General features: G+C 58.5%; 21 protein-coding genes. 9 read left to right on the top strand and 12 right to left on the bottom strand.

Annotated elements, in window-relative coordinates; all coding sequences use genetic code 11:
* Window positions 1-67 precede the first annotated feature (67 nt).
* Together QZ302_RS02075 and QZ302_RS02070 are read right to left on the bottom strand one after the other, a co-directional pair.
* Window positions 68-1444 (bottom strand): mechanosensitive ion channel family protein, encoded by a 1377-nt coding sequence (locus tag QZ302_RS02075; protein WP_294591924.1) that lies wholly within the window; start codon window positions 1442-1444, stop codon window positions 68-70.
* 229 nt (window positions 1445-1673) lie between these two features.
* Window positions 1674-1880, bottom strand: a complete 207-nt coding sequence (locus QZ302_RS02070; protein WP_294591922.1) for a hypothetical protein — start codon at window positions 1878-1880, stop codon at window positions 1674-1676.
* A gap of 243 nt (window positions 1881-2123) precedes the next feature.
* Between QZ302_RS02070 and miaB the strand changes: the two genes are divergently transcribed.
* Window positions 2124-3473: a tRNA (N6-isopentenyl adenosine(37)-C2)-methylthiotransferase MiaB gene (gene miaB / locus QZ302_RS02065; protein WP_294591920.1), complete on the top strand. Its 1350-nt coding sequence runs from the start codon at window positions 2124-2126 to the stop codon at window positions 3471-3473.
* Between the two features lie 28 nt (window positions 3474-3501).
* On the opposite strand, the gene holA is transcribed toward miaB, so the two are convergent.
* The 5 genes from holA to QZ302_RS02040 all read right to left on the bottom strand — a co-directional run bounded on the left by holA (window position 3502) and on the right by QZ302_RS02040 (window position 7596).
* Window positions 3502-4581, bottom strand: a complete 1080-nt coding sequence (gene holA / locus QZ302_RS02060) for a DNA polymerase III subunit delta (protein WP_294591918.1) — start codon at window positions 4579-4581, stop codon at window positions 3502-3504.
* A gap of 113 nt (window positions 4582-4694) precedes the next feature.
* Complete coding sequence (gene secG, locus QZ302_RS02055; RefSeq protein ID WP_294591916.1) at window positions 4695-5048, bottom strand: preprotein translocase subunit SecG; 354 nt, start codon at window positions 5046-5048, stop codon at window positions 4695-4697.
* A gap of 73 nt (window positions 5049-5121) precedes the next feature.
* Window positions 5122-5769 (bottom strand): hypothetical protein, encoded by a 648-nt coding sequence (locus QZ302_RS02050; protein ID WP_294591914.1) that lies wholly within the window; start codon window positions 5767-5769, stop codon window positions 5122-5124.
* A gap of 29 nt (window positions 5770-5798) precedes the next feature.
* Window positions 5799-6323, bottom strand: coding sequence for an LptE family protein (locus tag QZ302_RS02045; RefSeq protein WP_294591912.1), 525 nt, complete (start codon window positions 6321-6323; stop codon window positions 5799-5801).
* Window positions 6324-6333: 10 nt separating this feature from the next.
* A complete protein-coding gene (locus QZ302_RS02040; protein ID WP_294591910.1) occupies window positions 6334-7596 on the bottom strand; it encodes a sigma-54 dependent transcriptional regulator in 1263 nt (420 codons plus the stop codon).
* Window positions 7597-8091: 495 nt separating this feature from the next.
* On the opposite strand from QZ302_RS02040, the gene QZ302_RS02035 reads away from it, so the two are divergent.
* A complete protein-coding gene (locus tag QZ302_RS02035; RefSeq protein ID WP_294591908.1) occupies window positions 8092-8676 on the top strand; it encodes a DUF308 domain-containing protein in 585 nt (194 codons plus the stop codon).
* Between the two features lie 73 nt (window positions 8677-8749).
* Here the strand turns inward: QZ302_RS02035 and galK are convergent, their stop codons facing one another.
* From galK to QZ302_RS02015, 4 genes are all read right to left on the bottom strand, one after another.
* Complete coding sequence (gene galK / locus QZ302_RS02030; protein ID WP_294591906.1) at window positions 8750-9907, bottom strand: galactokinase; 1158 nt, start codon at window positions 9905-9907, stop codon at window positions 8750-8752.
* 22 nt (window positions 9908-9929) lie between these two features.
* Window positions 9930-11207, bottom strand: a complete 1278-nt coding sequence (locus QZ302_RS02025; RefSeq protein WP_294591904.1) for an MFS transporter — start codon at window positions 11205-11207, stop codon at window positions 9930-9932.
* A 33-nt stretch (window positions 11208-11240) separates the two neighbouring features.
* On the bottom strand, window positions 11241-12329 hold the full coding sequence (locus QZ302_RS02020; protein ID WP_294591902.1) for an aldose epimerase family protein: 1089 nt from the start codon (window positions 12327-12329) through the stop codon (window positions 11241-11243).
* Window positions 12330-12725: 396 nt separating this feature from the next.
* Window positions 12726-13661, bottom strand: coding sequence for a nucleotidyltransferase (locus QZ302_RS02015; RefSeq protein ID WP_294591900.1), 936 nt, complete (start codon window positions 13659-13661; stop codon window positions 12726-12728).
* Window positions 13662-13873: 212 nt separating this feature from the next.
* On the opposite strand from QZ302_RS02015, the gene QZ302_RS02010 reads away from it, so the two are divergent.
* The 3 genes from QZ302_RS02010 to rseP are packed head-to-tail and all read left to right on the top strand — an operon-like array spanning window position 13874 to window position 17311.
* Window positions 13874-14725 (top strand): peptidoglycan DD-metalloendopeptidase family protein, encoded by an 852-nt coding sequence (locus QZ302_RS02010; RefSeq protein ID WP_294591898.1) that lies wholly within the window; start codon window positions 13874-13876, stop codon window positions 14723-14725.
* A gap of 9 nt (window positions 14726-14734) precedes the next feature.
* Window positions 14735-15961: a 1-deoxy-D-xylulose-5-phosphate reductoisomerase gene (gene dxr / locus QZ302_RS02005; RefSeq protein WP_294591896.1), complete on the top strand. Its 1227-nt coding sequence runs from the start codon at window positions 14735-14737 to the stop codon at window positions 15959-15961.
* A gap of 24 nt (window positions 15962-15985) precedes the next feature.
* A complete protein-coding gene (rseP, locus tag QZ302_RS02000) occupies window positions 15986-17311 on the top strand; it encodes an RIP metalloprotease RseP (protein ID WP_294591894.1) in 1326 nt (441 codons plus the stop codon).
* Window positions 17312-18048: 737 nt separating this feature from the next.
* Here the strand turns inward: rseP and QZ302_RS01995 are convergent.
* The gene (locus QZ302_RS01995; protein WP_294591892.1) at window positions 18049-18189 is read right to left on the bottom strand and encodes a hypothetical protein; all 141 of its coding nucleotides are present in this window, start codon (window positions 18187-18189) and stop codon (window positions 18049-18051) included.
* Between the two features lie 129 nt (window positions 18190-18318).
* Here QZ302_RS01995 and QZ302_RS01990 point away from each other — a divergent pair, with 129 nt between their 5' ends.
* The 4 genes from QZ302_RS01990 to QZ302_RS01975 all read left to right on the top strand — a co-directional run bounded on the left by QZ302_RS01990 (window position 18319) and on the right by QZ302_RS01975 (window position 21797).
* Window positions 18319-18786 carry a hypothetical protein gene (locus QZ302_RS01990; protein WP_294591890.1) on the top strand — a complete coding sequence of 156 codons (468 nt, stop codon included), beginning with the start codon at window positions 18319-18321 and terminating at the stop codon, window positions 18784-18786.
* Window positions 18783-19925 carry a glycoside hydrolase family 3 N-terminal domain-containing protein gene (locus QZ302_RS01985; RefSeq protein WP_294591888.1) on the top strand — a complete coding sequence of 381 codons (1143 nt, stop codon included), beginning with the start codon at window positions 18783-18785 and terminating at the stop codon, window positions 19923-19925. Before QZ302_RS01990 ends, QZ302_RS01985 begins: the two co-directional genes overlap by 4 nt.
* Window positions 19926-20049: 124 nt before the next feature.
* Window positions 20050-20922 carry a vWA domain-containing protein gene (locus QZ302_RS01980; RefSeq protein WP_294591886.1) on the top strand — a complete coding sequence of 291 codons (873 nt, stop codon included), beginning with the start codon at window positions 20050-20052 and terminating at the stop codon, window positions 20920-20922.
* Window positions 20919-21797 (top strand): WG repeat-containing protein, encoded by an 879-nt coding sequence (locus tag QZ302_RS01975; RefSeq protein WP_294591885.1) that lies wholly within the window; start codon window positions 20919-20921, stop codon window positions 21795-21797. The genes QZ302_RS01980 and QZ302_RS01975 overlap by 4 nt, the downstream gene beginning before the upstream one ends.
* The last annotated feature ends 339 nt before the right edge of the window (window positions 21798-22136 follow it).

Below are 22136 nucleotides of genomic sequence, written 5' to 3'. Positions count from 1 at the left end.
GTTGGTAAGCACTGAGGACAAAGTTACTGTTTTTTCCGTAACAGTGCATCGGGTGCCTGCCCCTTTTCTAACTCGTTTTCGAACCCGGCTGCCGGTCGTCGCGGCCGATCTCGTCGACGTCGAGTCCCGATGGCCGCTGGAACATCCGCAGGCCGAACAACGGCAGGCAGGCCATCACGTACTCCATCGTCGAACGCCGCACGGTGTCGTAGGCGTACTCGCTCTCGGTGTTGCGGGTAAAGGCGTAGACCTCGAAGACGAGCCCCGTCTCGGTCACTTCGGTCAGGTAGCGGGCGAAGGTCAGCAGCCGAGGGTTCAGCTGCGGATGGCGGAAGAGCCAGACCTCCATGTGGGCCCGGAATAGGGCCAGGTTGGTCAGGTAGTGCGGACTGCTCGAACGGGCCAGCTCGATGGCGGCCTGAGATTCGGACTGGGTGAGCGGGTCGGCGGCGATCCGTTGCAGCAGGGCGTCGTCGGCCCGGGCGATCGAGGTGACGTCCAGACGGAACCGGCAGGTGAACCGCCGGCCGGTGCTCTGCTCCATGCACCGCCAGTTGATGAAGGATTCCGAAACCATCGAATAGATCGGAATCGTCGTGACGGTGTTGTCCCAGTTCTGGACTTTCACCGAGTTGAGGTTGATGTCGAGCACGACGCCGTTGGCCTGTTTGCCGGGCATCTCGATCCAGTCGCCCGGGCGGAGCATGTCCTGTGCCGCCAGCTGGATCGAGGCGACGAAGTCGAGCAGCGTATCCCGGAAGATCAGCGAAAGGACGGCCGCGGCGGCTCCCAGTCCGACGAAGAGCCGGGCGGGGCTCTCCTGCAACAGGGCGGCGACGATCAGGATGGCGACGATGAAGGCGACGAGGATTTTGCCCACCTGGACATACCCTTTGATCGAGCGCAGCTGTGCTTCGGGCCGCCGCTGGTAGAGGTCGTTGAGGGCGTCGAGCAGTGAAAAGCAGACGAGCATCACGGTGAAAAAAACGGCGCAACGGGTGGCGATCCGTACCGTTTCGTTCAGCCCGGGGGTGAAGCCGCTGAAAAAGGTGTTGATGCTGAACAGGATGACTCCGAGCGGTATCAGGTAGAGCGCCCGGCGATAGAACTTACGCTGAAAAAGAATCCCGACAATCGCCCGACGAGAGTGTTTCGACCACCGGCGGATAAAGGTGAGCCCGAGACGCAGGACCACCCGGTCGATCAGCCAGACGGTGAGCGTCAGCCCCGCGCAAACGACCACGAAAGCGAGTGCGTCGCACCACCAGGGCGAGAGCCCCAGACTGGCGAGCCATTGGCTGAAGTCCTGCACGACCCAGAATTTCGCGGTCGGAGCGTGCTGTGTCGATTCGGCCAGCCGGGCCGACCACGCCGTGGTGTCTGCGGCGACCGTGTCGGCTCTGAGCTGCGGCCCGATGAAGGGTATGTCGGTCAAGAGGTGCATTTCGATCAAACTGGAAACGGCGTTTCCGCAGCCTCCGAAAGAGGCGGCCGTTTATGGAACGAATGTCGTGCAAAAGATGTGCCCCAACGGTTTTTCCGGGCACAAAATCGATTTTTTCGCTGCAGAAAAGAGGAGCGTCTCTCCGGTTTTCACCGAAGAGACGCTCTTTATGGAGGAATCGGCCGCAACGGGGCGGCTGGTCCCGGACTCGACGATGCGAGTCTCCGAATTATTTAGCCGCAGCGGTCGAGTCGCAAACTGCGGTCGAATCGCAGCAAGCTGCGCTGTCCACAGCTACTGAATCTACGACGATCGTTTCGCTCATTTCAACGACAGCGGTGGTGTCGGTGTTGTTCGAGTTGGCAGCACCGTTGCCGCAAGCTACGAAACCGGCAGCCAAAGCGGCTACGCAAGCGAATTGGAAAAATTTTTTCATGACAAGTATGTGTGTTAGTGATGTTAAAACCGGTGCAAAGGTATACCTTTTTCTGAAAAATGATACTGCGAAACGAAATTTTTTGTAAAATATAAAGCGGTTGATTCTCAAGGAGTGAGCCTGCGAGACGATGGAATGTCTGTTGCGGCGGGGGTTACGACGCTTCGGCAGGGGGAGCGAAATGGGGGTGCGGGCCTGCGAACAAAAGCGTATCTTTGTCGGGTCGAACCGAAAATGCAGGTTATGAGCGCTCCGAAATATCGTCTCGCCGGGGAGCCGGGCGAGGGAAAATTTTATATCGAAACGTATGGCTGTCAGATGAACCAGAGCGACAGCGAGGTGGTGGTGGCCGTGATGCAGGAGGCGGGTTTCGTCTACACCGATTCGCTGGACGAGGCGGATGTGGTGCTGGTCAACACGTGTGCGATCCGCGACAATGCCGAGCAGCGCATCTGGGGCCGGCTGGCCGAGTTCCGCGGGGTGAAACGCCGCCGGCCGTGGATGTTGGTGGGCATTATCGGCTGCATGGCTGAACGGCTCAAGGATCGGCTCATCGAGCAGGAAAAGGCGGTGGACATCGTGGTGGGGCCGGACGGCTACCGTTCGCTGCCGGGATTGGTGCGGCAGGCGGCCGGGGGGACGAAGGCGGTGAATGTGCTGCTCTCGCGCGAGGAGACCTATGCCGAGATCAGCCCGGTGAGGCTGGATAAGAACGGGGTGACGGCCTTCGTCAGCATTATGCGGGGGTGTAATAATATGTGTTCGTACTGTGTGGTGCCGTACACGCGGGGGGTGGAGCGGAGCCGCGATGCGGAGACGATTCTGGCGGAGGTGCGCGATCTGTTCGGGCGGGGATATCGCGAGGTGACGCTCCTGGGGCAGAACGTCAATTCGTATAATTATAACGATGTGAATTTCGCGGGGCTGCTGGCGCGGGTGGCCGAGGTGTCGCCGCTGCTGCGGGTACGGTTTTCGACGTCGCACCCAAAGGATTTCTCGGACGAGCTGATCGAAACGATGGCGCGGTATCCGAATATCTGTCGGGCGATCCACCTGCCGGCCCAGTCGGGCTCGTCGCGGATGCTGGAGCTGATGAACCGCCGCTATACGCGGGAGTGGTATCTGGATCGGATCGCGGCGATTCGGCGCATGCTGCCGGAGTGCTCGATCTCGACCGACCTGATTGCGGGCTTCTGTACCGAAACGCAGGAGGATCACGAGGCGACGCTGTCGCTGATGCGCGAGGCGGGCTATGCTTTCGCCTATATGTTCAAATATTCGGAGCGGCCGAACACGAAGGCGCAGCGGACGATGCGGGACGATGTGCCGGAGGAGGTGAAGACGGCGCGCCTGACGGAGATCATCAACCTGCAGAACGAGTTGTCGCTGGCTTCGAACCGGGCGGAGGTGGGGCGGCATGTCGAGGTGTTGGTCGAGGGCCGTTCGAAGCGGTCGGCGGACGAGGTCTACGGGCGGACGTCGCAGAATAAGGTGGTGATTCTGCCGCGGATGAATTTCCTGCCGGGCGATTACGTGCAGGCGTTGATTACGGATTGTTCGTCGGCGACGCTGATCGGCGTGCCGCTCGGATAGGGCGTTCGTCGGTCGGGAACCGGCCGGTTCAGAGCATGGCGATGCGGAGAATCAGTTCACGGAGCAATTCGCCGTCGCCTGCCGAGCCGGCGTTCATCCCTTTCGATTTCATGTCGAACTCGCGCAACCAGCCCAGGATGGTAAATACTTTGGCATTGGGGTAGTTGGCGGCAGCGCCGATGTACTCTTTGGCGAAAAACGGGGCGGGCAGTTTCAGCAGCCTGGCGATCTCCATCTCCGACAAGCCGGTCATCGCCGGTCGCCCTTGTTTGCGGTTCTCCCACTGGGCGATCCCGAGGGTCACGATGCGTTGGAAGTGGTGGAACAGGGTGGCGAGCGTCGCGGGCAGCGGATTATCTTTCGGATTGGCTGCGAAGTGGTCGGCGATGGTCAGGGCTCGGGCCATGTTCCGTTCCGAGAGGGCTCGCGTCAGTTCGAAATTGTTGTAATCTTTGCTGATGCCGATATTCTGCTCGATGTGGGCGGCCGTAATCTCCTGCGTTCCGTCCGGCAGCCGGGTGAAGAGCTTTTCGACTTCGTTGTCGATCTTTTGCAGCTCTGTCCCCAAGTGGTCTGCCAGCATTTGAATCGCTTTCGGCTCGATACGGCATCCTCTTGCGGCGAAGAGGTCGCGCATCCATCCCTCCATCTCATAGTCCCGCGGCGTAGAGGCCTCTAAAACTACGGCTCCGGGGCAGCCGGCGAGTTGTTTGTAGACCACCGACCGTTTGTCGAAACTCTTCCCTTTATAGCAAATCACCAGCACGGTACTGGCCAGCGGCTGTTGGGCATACACGCCCAGTGCGTCGAAATTGCGCATGGCCTGCGCTTCGCGCACGATCACGACCTGTCGCTGGCTCATCATCGGATAGCGGCGGCAAAGTGATACGACGGTCGGCCCGTCGGTCTCCTTGCCGTAGACGACCGTCTGGTTGAACTCGCGTTCGCTGTCGTTCAGCGCGTGGGCGGCGATGTAGGCCGAAATCTTGTCGGTATAGAATCCCTCCTCGCCGCTCAGCAGGTAGAGCGGCGCATACCGGCCTTGTTTTAGCTCGGCCAGAATCCGACCGGCCGCTTGTTGGGTGTCTCTGAAATTTTGTTTGGCCATATCTTCCCCCAAAGATAACGTTTTCGGGCGGTCGGATGAAAACAAAAATCCCTTTTCGTTCCGGTGAACGAAAAGGGATTCCGATAATGGAATATCGAAGAAGGAATAACAGTCTACTGTGCCGCCTCAGCCCCATCCGTGGTCGGCAGCGCTGCCGGCACCCCCGAAGAGAGGTCGAGGTTCTGGATCGGCGATGCCTGATTCTCGATCGCCTGCTGCAAGGCGTCGTTGCTCCGCGAGATATCCGCCCGCGGCATGGCCATCGTAGCCGCCAAGCTGAGCACGACGATCGCCACCGAAAGCCCCCAAGTCAGTTTTTCGAGGAAGTCGGCCGTTTGGCGTACCCCCATCACCTGGTTCGAAGCTCCGAAGTTGGCTGCCATCCCGCTCTTGGGATTCTGAGCCAGCACCGTCAGAATAATCAGGAAGCTGGCGATAATAATCAGGACAATGAAAAAAACGTACATGGTCGTGTATGTGAAATGCGTGTGAATGTATGGTCGTCGTTCGCGTTCCGGATATGCGCCCCGGCGTCCGGCGTCAAAAGTAGGCTCCGGTTCCGCCTCCGAAATCGCCGTTTTCCGCCCGGATTTCTGCAATCAGGTCTGCAAAGTAAGCGTTTTTTTCCGGATATTTCAAGCCTAATTTGTAATAAATTTCGATGGCTCGATCCGGAAGCCCCTGAGCCAGATAGATTTGGGCCAATATTTCGGTGGCGATTTCACCGTCTTCGGCCACCGAGGCGACTGAAATGTCTACCGGCTCTTCCACCGCACCCGGCACGGGAGGCTCTGCCACGATCCGCGAGCCCCAGCCCTCGGTACTCAGAAAATCGTCGATAATGGCGTCCGTCTCCGACTGCATCGGTTGGTGCACCGATTCGAATCCTGTTTCGAACGTGTCGTGGTGATGTGTATCTTCCCCCTGTACCGTCGCCGCTTCCCATGTCGCATTCGTCACCGGAGCCAGCAACAGGGTGGGATAGGGATGGATGAAGAGTCGCACGTCTGTCCGCCGTAAAGCCCGGTGGTAGCCGGCGGGATCGACTCCCCGCAGCGAGCGCAGCTGCATGTACCGCCCCAGGGTGAACCACGGATAGCTTTTCACGAGGTCGTCCAGACGCGCCGATACGCCCGGTTGTTCCAACAGGGTGTAGTCGTCGAGGTAGGCTCCGATCGGTTCGTCCATAGCGGTTTTTGGGGGTGGCAAAAGGGTGATTACCAGTTGGATAAAGCTTCGTTGAAGATGTCGTCCACCAGTTTTTCGACGATCTGCGGAATCAGCGTCCCTTCGGCCTGTGTCAGCAGGATATTGGTGTTGTAGTCTTCGTAGTTGCTGAAGGTCTTTTCGAAGCTGTACTGCGGCTCTTTTTTGTTGACGAATTTGACGCGGACGGTAATCGTGAGCCGGTTCTGCGTGGCGTATTCGTTCCCGGAGATCGAAACGGGGTCGGAGCTGTAGCCGATGATTTCGCCCGAGAAGGCGAGGTCGCCGTCTTCGCGCACTACTTGCAGCCGGGTCTGGCTGGCCAGTTTGCTGGTGAGTTCGTCGGTCAGGGTCGGGCTCAGAATCGGTGCGACCATGGCGGCCATGTTGGTGAAATAGGCGACCGATACGGTCTTGCTCAAATTATAGTTGACCGATGCGCCCGAGAAGGAGTATTTCACGGAGCATCCGCCTGCGGTGAGCAGTACCGCTACGCAGGTGGCGAGTGTATATGTCAACGTCCGTAAACGTCTCATGTTCGTGTGGTTATTCATTCGCAATGTCTTTGTCCTGTATCCCGAGCTCTTTGATTTTCCGATACAGGGTGCGTTCGGAGATGAAGAGTTCCCGGGCGGCTTCTTTGCGTTTTCCGCGGTGTTTCCGCAGGGCGCGGATCAGCATCTCGCGTTGGGCCTCTTCTTTGGTCTGCGGCGCGCTGTCGACTGTTGCGGTCGACGTGTCGGTCACCTCCTCTGCTGCGGTTTCAATATAGGGGTTCTCTGACGTAGCCGGGGTGTAGAGTGTCGGCGTTGCCGTGTATTTGACGGGCAGTGCCGTCCCATAGCCGGATGTCGTACCGCTGCCGTGTTGTGCCGCTGCGAGCTCGGCTACCATTCCCTTGAGCTCCGATACTTCGCCCCGCAGGTCGAACAGCAGTTTGTACAGGATATCCCGCTCTGTGGTGTTGGCGAATTCGCTTCCGCTGCCGTGTCCGGTCGGCCCCACGGGCATCAGACTCCCGGGTGTTGAGTAGTCGGGCAGGTAACGCAGCAAGGTTTCGGGCCCGATCTCGCGCCGTTCTTCGATGGCGGATATCTGTTCGGCGACGTTCTTGAGTTGTCGCACGTTCCCAGGCCAGCGGTATTCCTCCAGCATCTCTCGGGCCCGGGTGTCCAGCGTGACGGGCGGAATGTGGTATTGGGTCGCGATGTCGGAGGCGAATTTCCTGAACAGCAGGTGGATGTCTCCTTTCCGATCTCGCAACGGAGGTACGGCGATGGGCACGGTATTGAGCCGGTAGTAGAGGTCTTCGCGGAACCGTCCCGCTTCGACGGCGAGCCGTAGGTTGACGTTCGTGGCGGCGACGACTCGCACGTTGGTCTTCTGGGCTTTGGACGATCCGACGCGGATGAATTCGCCGCTCTGCAAGACGCGCAACAGCCGTACCTGAGTGGTCAACGGCAGTTCGCCGACTTCGTCCAGAAAAATGGTCCCGCCGTCTGCCACTTCGAAATATCCTTTCCGGCTGTCGGTGGCACCGGTGAAGGAGCCTTTCTCGTGTCCGAAGAGTTCGCTGTCGATCGTCCCTTCGGGAATGGCGCCGCAGTTGACGGCGATATAATTGCCGTGTTTCCGCGCGCTGTAGGCGTGGATGATCTGCGGAAAAAACTCTTTCCCCACGCCGCTCTCGCCGCTGATGAGCACGGTCAGGTCGGTGGGAGCCACGCGAAGGGCGACTTCCAAGGCCCGGTTCAGGGCGGCGGTGTTCCCGATAATCCCGAATCGCTGTTTTACGCTCTGAAGTTCCATAGTCGGTCACACAAAGATACGGCTTATTTTCATTTCGACGATGATGACTGCTGCCGATTGGCACAATTCTTGAACGCTTTTTTGATACCTTTATTATTGCTTAGGAGGGTACTGTTCTTTTTAACTTCGCTGCGCTCGTTTTCCTCCTCGCCGCTCGGCAATTTGCAAACTACGTTTGCATTGCTCTCGCTGGCAGCGTCGGTTGTGAACAAAGAGAACCAGAAAAACTTTAGAGCGCATCCCTGCGGGATGCTCTGGCCGTTTCTGCCTAATTGGTTGGGCTGGGTTTTCTCGGCGGGGCGCTATAATGCGAGTATTACCCCAATGCGCCCGCGCCTGAAAACCACAGCCCAACGCACAAGGCGGAGAGAACACGTGGTCGGCCCAACGGGACGACCTCTGCAAAAGTCTTTTGGGTACCTTTTCTTCAGAAAAGGTACGGTTCTATCCGGGGCAAAAAAACGGACAAAAATTGTTCATTAAAATTATACTGTTATGCAAACACTTTTCATGGATCGCCTGCAACGTTCGCGCGTGGCAGTGAAAAACTGGTGGCTGCTGCTCCTGCTCGGGATTGCGGTGTTCGTCATCGGAATCATTATTTTCACCTACCCCGGTGTGAGCTATTTGGCGATGTCGGTTACTTTCGCCGTCCTGATTCTGGTGGCGGGGGCGATCAACATCGCGTTGGCCGCTTCGAACACCAATCCGGCGATCGGACGCGGATGGCTGTGGGCCGGAGGGATTGTCGAACTCTTGATCGGGATCGTGCTGGTGTGCTATCCGGCTATCTCGGCGGCCACGTTGCCGCTGTTCCTCGGCTTTTGGCTGATGTTCCGGAGCTTCGGGCTGATCGGTTCGGGGAGTGACCTGATGTCGATGCGGGTACCGGGCGGCGGATGGACGGTTTTCGTCGGGGTGTTGCTGCTGATCTGTTCGGTGGTGATTCTGGCTCAACCGCTCTTCTTCGGGATCGAAGCGGTCGTTATCTGGGTCGGCATCTCGTTCCTGATGGCGGGGATCTCGATGGGTGTCTTTGCGTTCCAACTCCGCAACTTGCACAAGCATTTCGACCGGTAGGATGCCGGTAAGCATTACGAAGAGGGGTGTACCTGCTCGCAGGTACACCCCTCTTTTTCTTTTGCCGTCCGGATTATTCCGAAATCCGTCGTGCGCCGTCCGAAATCACTACCGGATAGACCTTGCAGTCGATTCCGTATTTTGTCTTGTATTTCGTCCGAACCGTGTCGATAAAGGCATCGTATTTCGGCGCCGGCACCACGTTGATCGTGCAGCCGCCGAAACCGCCGCCCATAATCCGCGATCCGGTCACTCCGCACTCCTTGGCCACTTCGTTGAGGAAGTCGAGCTCTTCGCACGAAACTTCGTACAGAACTGACATGCCGATATGCGTGCCGTACATCTTCCGCCCCACGGTCTCGTAATCTCCCGCCTCAAGAGCGGCGCAGGCGTCCAAAAGCCGTTTGACTTCGTCGATCGCATACTTCGCCCGGATGTAGTCTTCCTGAGAAATAATTCCGATCACTTCGTCGAGCCACTCCGGCTGCGCATCGCGCAGGAACTCGACCTCCGGATGCCGCTGCTGGATCGCCTGCACGGCCCGTTCGCAAGACTCCCGCCGCTTATTGTACGGCGATCCGACCAGTTCGTGTTTCACGCACGAGTCGATCAGCACCACTTTGTATCCATGCGCCTCGGGATCGAACGGCACGTATTGGAATTCGCCGGTCTTGCAGTCGAGCCGCATTAGGTGTCCCGCTTTCCCGTGGATCGAGGCGAATTGGTCCATGATGCCGCACTTTACGCCCACATAATTGTGTTCGGTAGCCTGTCCGACCTTGGCCAGCTCCATCGGCGGGAAGCCGAGGTTCAGCATGTCGTTCAGGGCGAAGGCATAGGTAGACTCCAGCGCCGCCGAAGAGGACATTCCCGCCCCCAGCGGCACATCTCCCGAGAAGACCGTATCGAACCCTTTAATAGTCCCCCCGCGTTTGGTCAGTTCCCGGCAGACGCCGAAGATGTACTTGGCCCACTGTTCTTTCGGTGCGTCGGCTTCGCTCAACCCGAATTCGGAACTTTCGCCCAAATCCAAAGCATAAGCCCGCACTTTGTCCGTCCCGTTGAAGATGATTTCGGCGACCATCCCCTTGTCCACCGCCCCCGGCAGCACGAAGCCGCCGTTGTAGTCGGTGTGCTCTCCGATGAGGTTGACCCGACCGGGAGAGGTGTATACGGCACCCGAGGTGCCGTATAACTCTTTGAATTTCTCGCGTACTTTGGTGATATCCATAGCTATAACTCTCGTATAAGGGTTATTCCGCGATCATGTCCTGTTTCCGAATCCGGCTCCCGAGCAAAGCGTAGTAGAGCAGGTAGGCTTCGCCGAGAATGACGATGATCCAGGTAGCCGCCCACGATCCGGTCGCATCGGCAATCATCCCCTGCAACAACGGCAGGACGCCGCCACCCAACACGCCGATCATCAATGCCCCCGATCCTGCCGAGGTGTATTTCCCCAGCCCTTTGATCGCCAGTGCGAAAGTCGACGGCCACATCACCGAGTGGAACAGGCCGACAGCCACAAGCAGCCACAGGCAATCGGTCAGCATCCCTCCGATCACGAGCAAGCCTGCCGCAACGGAAGTTACGATCAACTGCGTGCGTGCCGGCACTTTGCTCAGGGCCGACCCGATGAGCCGCCCGACGAGCATTCCGCCCCAATAGAGCGAACCCATCGTCGCTGCCAGTTCGATCCAGCTCGCATCCGAGTTGGCGTGCATCACGAGGTTCGCTCCCACGCAAACTTCGACTCCGACGTAAATGAAGATCGCTACGACCCCGAGTACCAGATGGCGGAATGACCAGATGCTGCGTTCGAGCTTTTCTCCCCCTTCGGCGGTGGTATTCGCGATGTTCGGCAATTGGAGTTTCGTAATCAGGAAAGCGACGGCAAGAATCACCACGATGAATGCAAGGAACGGTACGATCAGGCTGTCGAGTTTGATATCCGCAGCGGCCACTCCGCCGAAAATAATCCCGCCGACGAAGAACGGTGCGAGGGTAGTCCCGATCGAGTTGGAAGCGCCCCCGATGTTCTGCCGCTGCACGTCGCTGGTTCCCTTGACATTACAAGCGATCAAATACGGATTAATCACCACCTGCATAATCGTAACCCCGGCTCCCACGACATATGCGCCGATCAGGAAGAGGAAGTAGGCGTACGGAATCGACGATTCGCCGAAAGCGATGGCGGCTCCGTCCGAATATTTCTGGAGCAATACCGATGCTTCGAAAATCGCGCAGCCGGCAGCCACCACCATCAAGGCTCGCACCATGGTGTTCTTATACCCGTGCTTGTTGACGAGCCGGGCTCCGATCCCTCCGGTGAGGGGGTAGGAGAGGAACCAGGCGAAGGTGACCATCACGGCCAGGGTGTTCTGAATGCCGCCCACGTTGCTGAGCAAGGCGCTCTGCAACGGGCTCTGGAACTGCTGGTTCACGACGGTGAGGAAACCGACGATGAAGAACAGGAAGACCATCGTAATGAACGGCCCCGTGTAGTTGATTTGTGTTTGTTGATTGTTCGTCATAACGATTTGTTTGGGTTTATTTTTGAGTTTCAGTTATTTCGTTCCGAAGCGGTAGACGATATGCTGTTCATAAGTTTCTCCGGGTTTTAAGACTACGCTCGGGAAATCTTCCCGATTAGGCGAGTCGGGAAAGGCCTGGTATTCCATGGCGACCCCGTCCCGGTCTGCATAAAAATGGCCTGCGGTTTTCGATTCCGGCGAACCCGCGAGCCAGTTCCCTGTGTAGATCTGTATCCCCGGTTGTGTCGTAGCCACTTCGACGAACCGTCCCGAATCCGGCGAATAGAGTTCCGCCACTGTTTTTTTCCCATCCGCCAAGCCGGGATCGATCACCCAGCAGTGGTCGTATCCTTTCCCCCAGATCAATTGCTGAAACGGCTCGTCGATCCGTTCCCCGATCGCATGAGGCGTCCGGAAATCCATCGGCGTCTCCTCGACCTGCGCCGGTGCCTGCCCTGCCGGCAGCGGAATGGCAGTGTCGTCCGTCGGCAGGTAGCGCGAGGCATGCAACGTGAGCTCATGGTTCAATACCGAACCGCGGTCGTGCCCGTCGAGGTTGAAATAGACGTGGTTGGTGAGGTTCACAATCGTAGCCTTCCCTTCAACCCTGGCGTAGTAGGTGATCTCCAGTCGGTTGTCGTCGTCCCAGTCATAACATGCTTCGACGTACAAATCCCCGGGGTACCCCTCTTCGCCGTCTGCGGAGTGGTAGCCGAACACAACCCGGTTCCCTTCGACCCGCCCTTCCCACAATCTGTTGGCAAATCCGGTCGGCCCGCCGTGCAGATGGTTCGGCCCGTTGTTAACAGCCAGTTTATAAGTCTTACCCTCCAGTATAAATGTCCCTTTGGCGATCCGGTTGGCGTATCGTCCGACGCTCTTCCCCATGGCAGGCCCGTCGGCGACATAAGATTGCCATTTGTCATATCCCAATGCGACGTCGGCCATGTGTCCCTCCCGGTCGGGCACGGTGATCCCCACGATGGCGGCTCCGTAATTGGTGAGTCGAACGCTGGCCCCCTTGCTGTTGGTCATCGTATAGAGAATGACGGGCTCGCCTCCTGCTTCTCCTCCCGGAGCGGAGGGGGTAAAACCCCATACCTGTTGTGTAATCTCGTTCATTCTGTGTGTATAATGCTCGTCTTTATCTTGGAGGGTACTGTTCTTTTTAACTTCGCTGCGCTCGTTTTCCTCCTCGCCGCTCGGCAATTCGCAAACTTTGTTTGCATTGCTCTCGCTGGCAGCGTCGGTTGTGAACAAAAAGAACCAAAAAAACTTTAGACGGATGCTAACGCACCCTCCAGCTGCCGGCAGCCTAACTCTTGGACTCTTCTTTGGGCCGGGAGCGAACGGCGCGCTAATGCGAGCTAAACCCCAAGCGCGCCGTTGCCCCGACCCAAAAGCAATCGCAAAGACTGAGGAGTGCGGAGCCTAAGGCGTAGCGTAGCTATCATGAAAGTTCTTTGCGTCGCTTTCTTTCAAGAAAGCGACAGTTCCAGCCGGGGCAAAAGACTAAAATTATTTACCCCACAAATTCCGCGGATAGACCCCCGCCTCGATCAAATCGAGCACCCGCTGTACCGTTGCCGGTCGATCCTCCTTGTACGTCACCCCGAACCAGTCGCTCGTCGTGTGCAACACCTTCAACTTCGCCACCCGTTCCGACACCAGTTTGTTCACCAGCAGCGGGATGAAGAACTCCGCCTTCAGATTCCCCGATTGCAGAGCGTCATCGAGGAATTTGCGGAAAAATTCCGTCGAATGCCGGAAATAGTCCGGCGTGAAGCCGAACAGGTTCATCGAAACCGGCGTATTTTCCGCCAGCGGATGCCGCGAGCCGTCGTCGTCGATGTAGACGATATTTCCCCCTTCGTCGAGTGGCTGTCGCACGATTTTCGTCCGTTCCACGATAGATTCCAGATACCCCTTCCCGTCGATCGTGCACACTCCGCGCGACACCGTCCCGTTTTCCGACAACGTTTTGCACACCTCGTATCCCACCATCGCGTATTCACCCTCCGAGCCCTCCGGCAGCGCCGCCAGATAGGCCCCCATCTGTGCGATCGCGTCCTGTCCGTAGAAGTCGTCGGCGTTGATCACCGCGAACGGCTCGCCGATCACCGTTTCGCCCATCATCAGGGCGTGGTTCGTCCCCCACGGCTTTTCGCGGCCCTCCGGTACGGCGTATCCCACCGGCAAACCTGAGTTCAGCTCCTGAAATACATATTCCACCTGAATCTTTCCTCCGAACCGTTCCGCGCTGAAAACCTCCTTGAACTCAGCTCCGAAGCTGCTGCGGATGACGAAAACGACCTTCCCGAAGCCCGCCCGGATGGCGTCGTACACAGAGTAGTCAATGATCGCCTCCTTGTTCGGCCCGATGCCGTCCATCTGTTTGAGCGATCCGTAGCGGGAGCCCATGCCGGCTGCAAGTACTAAAAGTGTGGGTTTCATATCTTTTGACAAATTTGATCCTTTCGGGTTGTTGCTACAAATATACTATTTCCTCTTAATTATCCATCCGCCCGATTGCAAATCGTTTTCGGATTTCGGCCGACCGGAGCTGCGGACGAGCGGCCAGCTCCGTAATGTACAAAACAAACGAAAAACCGGTCGCCCGGAATCGATGGAAAAAGCCTATCTTTGCACTACGCTTAAACTCGTCTATGAAACTCAAAGATATCGTCGGCTATCTGCGCGAGCGGAACAAACTTTCGCTGCGGAACGTCCGCACCGGACGCGAGATTTGGCACGTTTTCATCAGCCGCATCAGTCTGGTGCTCGCGGCGGTGGCGCTGCTGCTCGTCCTGTTTTTCGCCGTGCTGGCCACCGTGGCCTATACGCCGGTGCTCGACCTGATTCCGGGTTATCCCGGGAGCAAATCGCGCGAGGCGCTGATCGCTAACATCATGAAACTCGACTCTCTCTCCGCCGAGGTGGGGCGGTGGGAGAACTACCACGGGCGACTGGCCAAGATTCTGGACGGGCAGGTCTTGTCGCTCGATGCGGGCGACACGTTGCGGCGACAGGGGGTGAAGGGGACGGTTTCGGCGCGCATCGGGCTCGACTCGGTGTTGCGCGCGGAGATGACCGACGAGGGGTCGTCTTATCGCCTGCGCGAGAGCGGCGAGAATCGATCCCGGTCGGAGGTGACGTTCGAGATGCTGCCTCCGGTCAAGGGGGTGATTACCAGGTCGTTCTCGCCCAAGAACGGGATGTTCGGCGTGGAGATCGCTCCGGCGCCCAATCAGGTCGTGCTGGCGGTGTTGGACGGAGCGGTGATTCTCGATGCCTGGAATCCGGAGACGGGGAATATCGTCGTGGTGCAGCACGGGGGGAATATGGTCTCGGTCTATAAACAGGTCGCTAAGGCGATGAAATCCACCGGCGAGCATATCCGGGCGGGCGAGCCGGTGGCGGTGACCGACCGGCTGATCGACAACAAGATTCCGCACCTGACTTTCGAGCTGTGGTACAACGGAACGCCGGTGGATCCGGAAAACTATATCGCATTTTAAGTGGCAGCCGTGGAGGATAACAGGAAAGAGACGCGGCGTCAGCGGCTGGTGGTGCTCGGGTCGACCGGCTCGATCGGGACGCAGACGCTGGAGGTGGTGCGGGCCTGGCCGGAGCTCTTCGAGGTCGAGATGCTGGCTGCCCATCGGAATTGGGAGCTGCTGGCCCGGCAGGCGGAGGAGTTCGAACCCGATGCCGTGGTGATTGCCGACGAACGGTATTATGAGCCGCTCTCGGCCGCTTTGGCACACTTGCCGATCAAGGTCTATGCGGGGGCGGAGGCGGCAGCGGCTTCGGTGGTGTCGTCGGGGGTGGATACGGTGGTCTCGGCGATGGTGGGATTTGCGGGGCTGGCGCCGACGCTGGCGGCGATTCGGGCGGGGAAGAAGATCGCGCTGGCCAATAAGGAGACTCTGGTGGTGGCGGGCGGATTGGTGATGGAGGAGGCGAGGCGATGCCAGGCGCCGATTATTCCGGTGGATTCGGAACACTCGGCCATTTTCCAATGTCTGGTGGGTGAGGCGGCACAGTCAGTGAAGCGGCTGGTGCTGACTGCGTCGGGCGGGGCGTTTCGGGATACTCCGTTGTCGGAATTGTCCCGGATGACGGCGGCGGATGCTCTGAAGCATCCGTGCTGGGAGATGGGGCGCAAAATTACGGTGGATTGTGCCACGATGATGAACAAGGGGTTCGAGGTGATCGAGGCGCGGTGGCTGTTCGACCTGCCGGGGGATCGGATCGACGTGGTGGTTCATCCGCAGTCGGTGGTGCATTCGTTCGTCGAGTTCGACGACGGGGCTTTCAAGGCGCAGCTGGGGGTGCCGGATATGCGGCTGCCGATCCAGTATGCGTTGACTTTTCCGTATCGGTTGTCTGTGGAAGGGGCGGTGGCTTTCGAACCGGCGTTGTGCGGCGGGCTGACTTTCGATGCGCCGGACGGGGAGAAATATCCGGCTTTGGGGTTGGCTTACGAGGTGTTGGAGGGACGGTACGGCGAGGGGGGAGGGTGTGTGATGAATGCGGCCAACGAGATGGCGGTGGCGGAGTTTCTGGAGGGAAGGATCCGGTTTCCGGATATATATAAGGTGGTTCGGCGGGCGCTGGAGGCATCGGTTTCGGGCGGGGGCTTATGTCCGGAGGGGCCTGTGCGGACGTTGGAAAGTTACGAGGCGTGCGATGCCCGGGTGAGGGATTATGTCCGGCGGGAGTTGCTGCCGGAATTTGTCATAAAAGGATAATCGAAAAAATAAGGTTCTATACGCATGGAGGTTTTCATCAAGGTATGTCAGGTGATCGTCTGCTTTTCGCTGTTGGTGTTGGTGCACGAGTTCGGTCACTTTCTTTTTGCCAAGATTTTTCACGCACGGGTCGATAAATTCTATCTCTTTTTCAATCCGTGGTTCTCGATTTTCAAGTTCCGCATAGGCGAGACGGAGTACGGAATGGGATGGGTGCCGTTCGGGGGCTATTGCAAAATTGCGGGGATGGTGGACGAGTCGATGGACACCGACCAGCTCAAAAGCGAACCTCAACCGTGGGAATATCGGTCGAAACCGGCGTGGCAGCGGCTGCTGATTATCGTGGGCGGGGTGCTGATGAATATCGTGCTGGCGATCGGGATCTATATCGGGATTACGTATGCCTGGGGGGATTCTTATATCAAGACGAAAGATGTGACCGACGGTTTCGCCTTCAGCGAGGTGGCCCAGGAGGTGGGGTTCCGCAACGGAGACAAGATTCTTTCGGTGGGGGGAGAATATGTGGACAACTACATGCAGGTGCCGGCGATGATTCTGCTGGACGAGGCGCGCGAGGTGACTGTCGAACGCGATGGCGAGCCGGTGCAGGTGGTGATCGATCCGAAGCACATTAAGGCGATGCTCAAGGACAAGGAGTTCATTATGTTGCGGTCGCCGTTCGTGGTGGGGCGCGTGGCGACGGGCAGCGGGGCTGAGGCGGCGGGGCTGGCGGCGGGAGACTCGCTGGTGGCGGTCGACGGGGTGCCGATGCGGTGGTTCGACCAGTTCCGCGACACGTTTATGCAGCACAAGGGGGATACGCTCCAGGTGGCGTTCGTGCGCGGCGGCGAACGGATGACGGCGGCGGTGCCGGTCAGCGATGCGGGACAGATCGGTGTGGGGCTGGGAGCGGTTTCGGTGACGGATGTCTATACGGTGAGCACGCGGCGGTACTCGTTCTGGGAGTCGATACCGGTCGGGACGGGACGGGCGTTCACTTCGATCGGAAGCTATCTCAAACAGTTGAAACTCATCGCTTCGCCGGATACGGAGGCATATAAGTCGGTAGGGGGGATTATCGCGATGGGGAATATCTTTCCGGGCTATTGGGACTGGGCGTCGTTCTGGCAGATTACGGCTCTGATCTCGATTATGCTGGCGGTGTTGAATATCCTGCCGATTCCGATGCTGGACGGGGGGCATATGGTTTTCATCCTGTACGAGATGATTACGGGCCGTGCGCCGAGCGATAAGTTTATGGAGCGGGCGCAGGTGGTGGGGATGATCATCGTCTTCGGCATCATTATTCTGGCCAATGGTAATGATATTCTCAAACTGATATTTAAGTAGTCGCTTTTTGAGGGGACGGGTTCGTCTTTAATGATTAGGGGGCAAGGCGGCCTCTTAATCCGCGCGCGGACAAAGAACGGGGCGAGGAATTGGGCCGAGGCTGCCAGTGGAAATGCGCAGCATTTCCCGTCCACGGGATGTGTGGCGCTTGGCCGACGCGTTCGCGTCATGGCGCGCGGCCGTTATTACTTTCCTGTTGCTCGCGTGCCCCGCCTAAAGGAGCGATTCAACTATTTTGGCATGAGCCAAATATAGATGAATTGTGCAGGCGCGCGAAAAATTTCGATCTCACGCAAAAATCCGTCGCCCGCCCGCGTAAAAGAGGGATTTCACTCATTTTGCGAGAGCAAAATCGGGATGAAATCCCAGCGGGCGACGATAAACGCGGCGGAGCGCAAGCGGAGCCGCAGTGAGGCTGACACGGGGCGGAGAACTGGGGCGAGCTTGGGGACGTGCCTGTTTTGGGCGGGAAAACCGTAGCCGGTTTTCCCGCCGCGCTGGGCTGAGCATGGGGGCGAACTTTGGGCTGTGAGTTAGGTTGAACTGTTGTCCGGGCTTTTGCGACCCTTTGGGTCGCGCGGGCCGGCCGCCTGCCCACGGGCGGCCCGCAACACACCGCTCCGCGTCAAAAATTGCGATACCTCCCGGGCGTCCGCCCCACCGAGGTCACACAAAATAGGGTAGAGGTTGCCGGTTATTTGGGCCGAGGCGGCCATTAAAAGACGCCGTGCTTCTGTTTATTCCGAGAGGCAACGCAACGGAATACCGTGACTGCGATTGAGTGCACGACTGGTGTAGAAGAAAAAGGTGTTGAAATCCATGTATTGACCGTAGTGCAAACTTACGGTAGACGACCAACAGGCCCCGTGATTGCCCATTCCGTTCAGTGTACCCGTACCCGGATGGCGGAAGCCCGGGGCGAGACCGATCGATACTTGAAAATTGAAGCACTCTTCTTCATTGCATCCCCTTATCTCCTCTCCCCTCGATAAATTTCGAAAATTAGTATGAGCGAAAAAGTATATCCCCGCGAGATGCACACCGCCGAGCACCTCCTGAGCGGTAGCATCGGGCGGATGTTCGGGTGCGGGCGACCCGTCACCACCCATCTGGAACGGAAAAAATCGAAAGTCGATTTCGATTTCCGGAACGTCGGGCGGAATCTCACATCGGAGGAGACTGATGCTGTTGAACAGGCTGTCAACGAGCAGATTGCCAAGCGTCTGGAGGTGACATTCGAGACGGTCTCTCGTGCTGCGGCTGCGGCCGAGTTCGACTTGTCGCATCTGCCTGTCGAAGCCGCTGAGGTAGCCGAACTGCGTGTCGTCCAGGTCGGAGATTACGACCGCTGCCTCTGCATCGGTGAACACGTGGCTAATACGGCTGAAATCAGTTCGTTGCGCATTATTTCCACCGATTATGATCCGGAGAGCGGGCGGCTCCGGATCCGATTCAAACTCGAACCGTCGGCATGAGAACCTCGATTGCTCTATTTTTTAGTGCTTTGCTCTCGCTTTTCGGATTGGGCGAAGCTCGGGCCCGGCAGGCGGAAGACAGCCTCCTGAGGCGGCAGATCGGCCAAATGATTATCGCCGGTTTTCGCGGATTTACCGTCACCGATAAGGTGGCTGATGCCGTGCAGCGGCTGGGGATCGGCGGTGTGATCTATTTCGACCGCGACGTGCCGTCGGCTGTCAATCGGCGCAACGTGCGTTCGCCGGAACAGTTGCAGCAGCTGAGCGCCGACCTGCAACGGCTGGCGGCCGAGGCGGGGCATCCCGAACTTTTCATCGCGATCGACCAGGAGGGCGGACGGGTGAACCGTTTGAAACAGGCATACGGTTTTCCGAAGAGCGTTTCGGCGGCTTATCAGGGGCGGGTCGATCGGCCGGATACAACCTGGCTGTGGGCGGAGCGGACGGCCGAAAGCTGTCGGCAGGCGGGGATTAATGTCGATTTCGCCCCTTGCGTGGATGTGAATGTCAATCCGGCTTGTCCGATTGTCGGAGCTGTGGAGCGGAGCTTCTCGGCCGATCCGGAGAAGGTGGTCGCCCATGCGCGGATCTGGATCGATGCTTTGCACAGGCAGGGGGTGCGGACATCCCTCAAACACTTTCCGGGGCACGGTAGTTCGCGCGCCGACAGCCATCTGGGGCTTGTCGATATCACGCGGACGTGGGAACGTGAGCGGGAGTTGGCCCCTTATCGTGCGTTGATCGGCGAAGATGGTTATGCCGATTTCGTGATGGTCGGCCATTTGGTGCATCGCGGGGTGGATACGCTGCCGGCTTCGTTGTCGCGGCGGTGGGTGACCGACGTGTTGCGCGGCGAGCTGGGGTATCGCGGTTTGGTGATTACCGACGACCTGAATATGGGGGCGATTACGGAACATTATACCTTGGGCGGGGCGGTCGAACGGGCGGTCAATGCGGGGGTGGATATGATAATTGTCGGAAATAACGGCCCGGTTTTCGAACCGGATTTGACCGCTCGGACCATTGAACTGATTTTTCAGGCAGTCTGCGAAGGGCGTATCTCGCGGGCGAGAATTGCGGAGGCGAGTGGGCGAATTTCGGTGATGAAACAAAATATTTTCAATGATAAAAGTCATTAATTTGACGATTGGATGAGTCTCTAATCTTCATTTAATCAATCGATTTTACGTGGTTGAGAGGCGATGGTTGCCGACAAAAAAGAGTATATTTGTCGGAACCATTCGTCTCTTATTTTTTTGTTCGATGAGTTATTTGGCTCGCATTACGCAAGAGTGTCCCACGGCTGTCGTGCTGCTGGTCGATCAGTCCGGCTCGATGTCCGAACCTACCCGATGGAACGGTCGGACGGTGACCAAAGCCGAAGCGGTGGCGACGGCTATCAACGCGCTGCTGGCGGAGCTGATTGCCCGCACGCGTCGCGACGGCGGATATCAGCCTTATTACGATCTGGCGGTGATGGGGTATTCCGGGTCGGAGGTGCGGTCGCTGCTTCCGACGGTGGGCGAACGATACTTTTTGCGGCCCGAAGAGCTGGCCGACAATCCGGTCGCTACGCGCGATGTGCAGCGGCTCCGGACGTTGCCCGATGGACGACAGGTGGCTACCGTGGTGCGCGAACGGGTGTGGGTGCAACCGGCTTCGGAGTGGAATACGCCGATGGTCGCGGCTTTCGGAGTGGTCTATAAGTTGCTGAAACAGTGGTGTGACAGGCACAAAGGGAGGCCTTGTTATCCGCCCACGGTCATCCACATCACCGACGGCGAGGCGACCGACGGTACGGCGCGCGAGGTGGCGGCAGCGGCCGAACGGCTGCGTTCGCTGGGGACGATGGACGGTTCGGTTTTGTTGATGAATGTGCATATCTCGGCGGCCGAGGCGGAACCGGTACTCTTTCCGGCTGTGGCGGAGGAGTTGCCTGAGGAGCGGTATGCGCGGCTGCTTTTCGATATTTCGAGCCCGATGCCGGATTTGTATCGCGACGAGATCGCGTGGCTGACGGGACGTGAGACGGGCGGCGAGGGGATGGCGGTGCGCGGAATGGCTTATCGGGCGAATATGACTGACCTCGTGCGGATGATGAATATCGGCACGGCAACTTCCGATTTGTTGGTATGAACGACAAAGAGAAATTCCTATTTCCTTCGACGACCGACTACCTCGAAGCGGTGGCCAATCCGACGGGCCGTTTCGCTACGCTGGCGGGGATTGCGGCGGTGACGGATCGGGCGGGCGAACCGGATTACACGGTGGGGACGGGTCGGGTGACTTTTCGGGTCGTGCGGGAGGGGCGACCGGTTGAATTGACTTGTTTTACGACGACGGCGGGGTATGCCGGAGCGGGGCGGTACGGCGAGTTGCTGGAGGATGAGATTTATGTTTTTCGGCATGACGGAACGGGGACTTATTATCCGATGGCGTGGCGTCCGGTCTCGGATCCGGCGGATTGTCCGGTTGCGTGCGATGAACTTACGGAGGGGCGGTTGTGCGAGGGGCGGCGGCTGGTGGTGCGGAACGGTCGGTTCGGCTTTCTGGACGAGGAGGGGAGCACGGTGGTAGAGGCTCGCTATCTGTGGGCGGACGATTTCAGCGAGGGGCGTGCTCCGGTCGCGGTGCGGGCGGCGGTGGGCGAGGGGATGAGGATGGGACTGATCGACCGGGAGGGGGAGGTGGTGATCAAGGCGGTGTATGACGATTTATCGTGGGATGGTTCTCGGTATGCCTATGTCGATCGGGGAGGGTGGCACGGGTGTCTGGATCGTACGGGGCGGGTGGTTGTGCCGTTGGAATATGAGGGGATGGGGGAGTTCGATCATGGTTTTGCGGTGGTGTGGCGCGAGGGGCGGTATGGTTATGTAGATGAGTGTGGCGAGTTGGTGGGAGCAGGGCTGGCGTATGCCGAAGCATGGTCGGCGGAGGAGGATGGAACGGCTCAGGTACGGCGTCTGGAGGCGCAATCGGGAGGTTTGGAACGGATTCAGTTGCGGAAATAGCTGGGTGGAGGGGCGCGAACAAAGACGGGGGTAGAAGCTGGCAGTAGAAATGCGTCAGCATTTTCCGTCCATGCCCCATAGGGTGTATTGTTAGGGCTCTCTCTGCCTTACTCAGTGTGGCCCGCTTGGCCGACGCGTTCGCGTCATGGCGCGCGGCCGTTATTACTTTTCAGTTGCTCGCGTGCCGCCGCCTAAAGGAGCGATTCAACTATTTCGGCGGTTAGCCGAATATGGATGAATCGCGCAGGCGCGCGAACGAAGAGTTGGGCTGAGGCGGCCATTTGCCCACCGCGGGCACGCGGGGCCTGCCCGGCCCGAGGGCAGTCTCCTCCTGTCGGT

Source organism: uncultured Rikenella sp. (assembly GCF_910579375.1).
GTDB lineage: Bacteria > Bacteroidota > Bacteroidia > Bacteroidales > Rikenellaceae > Rikenella.
The sequence above is the reverse complement of the archived record's forward strand: the minus strand, read 5'-3'. Positions and strand labels throughout refer to the sequence as shown.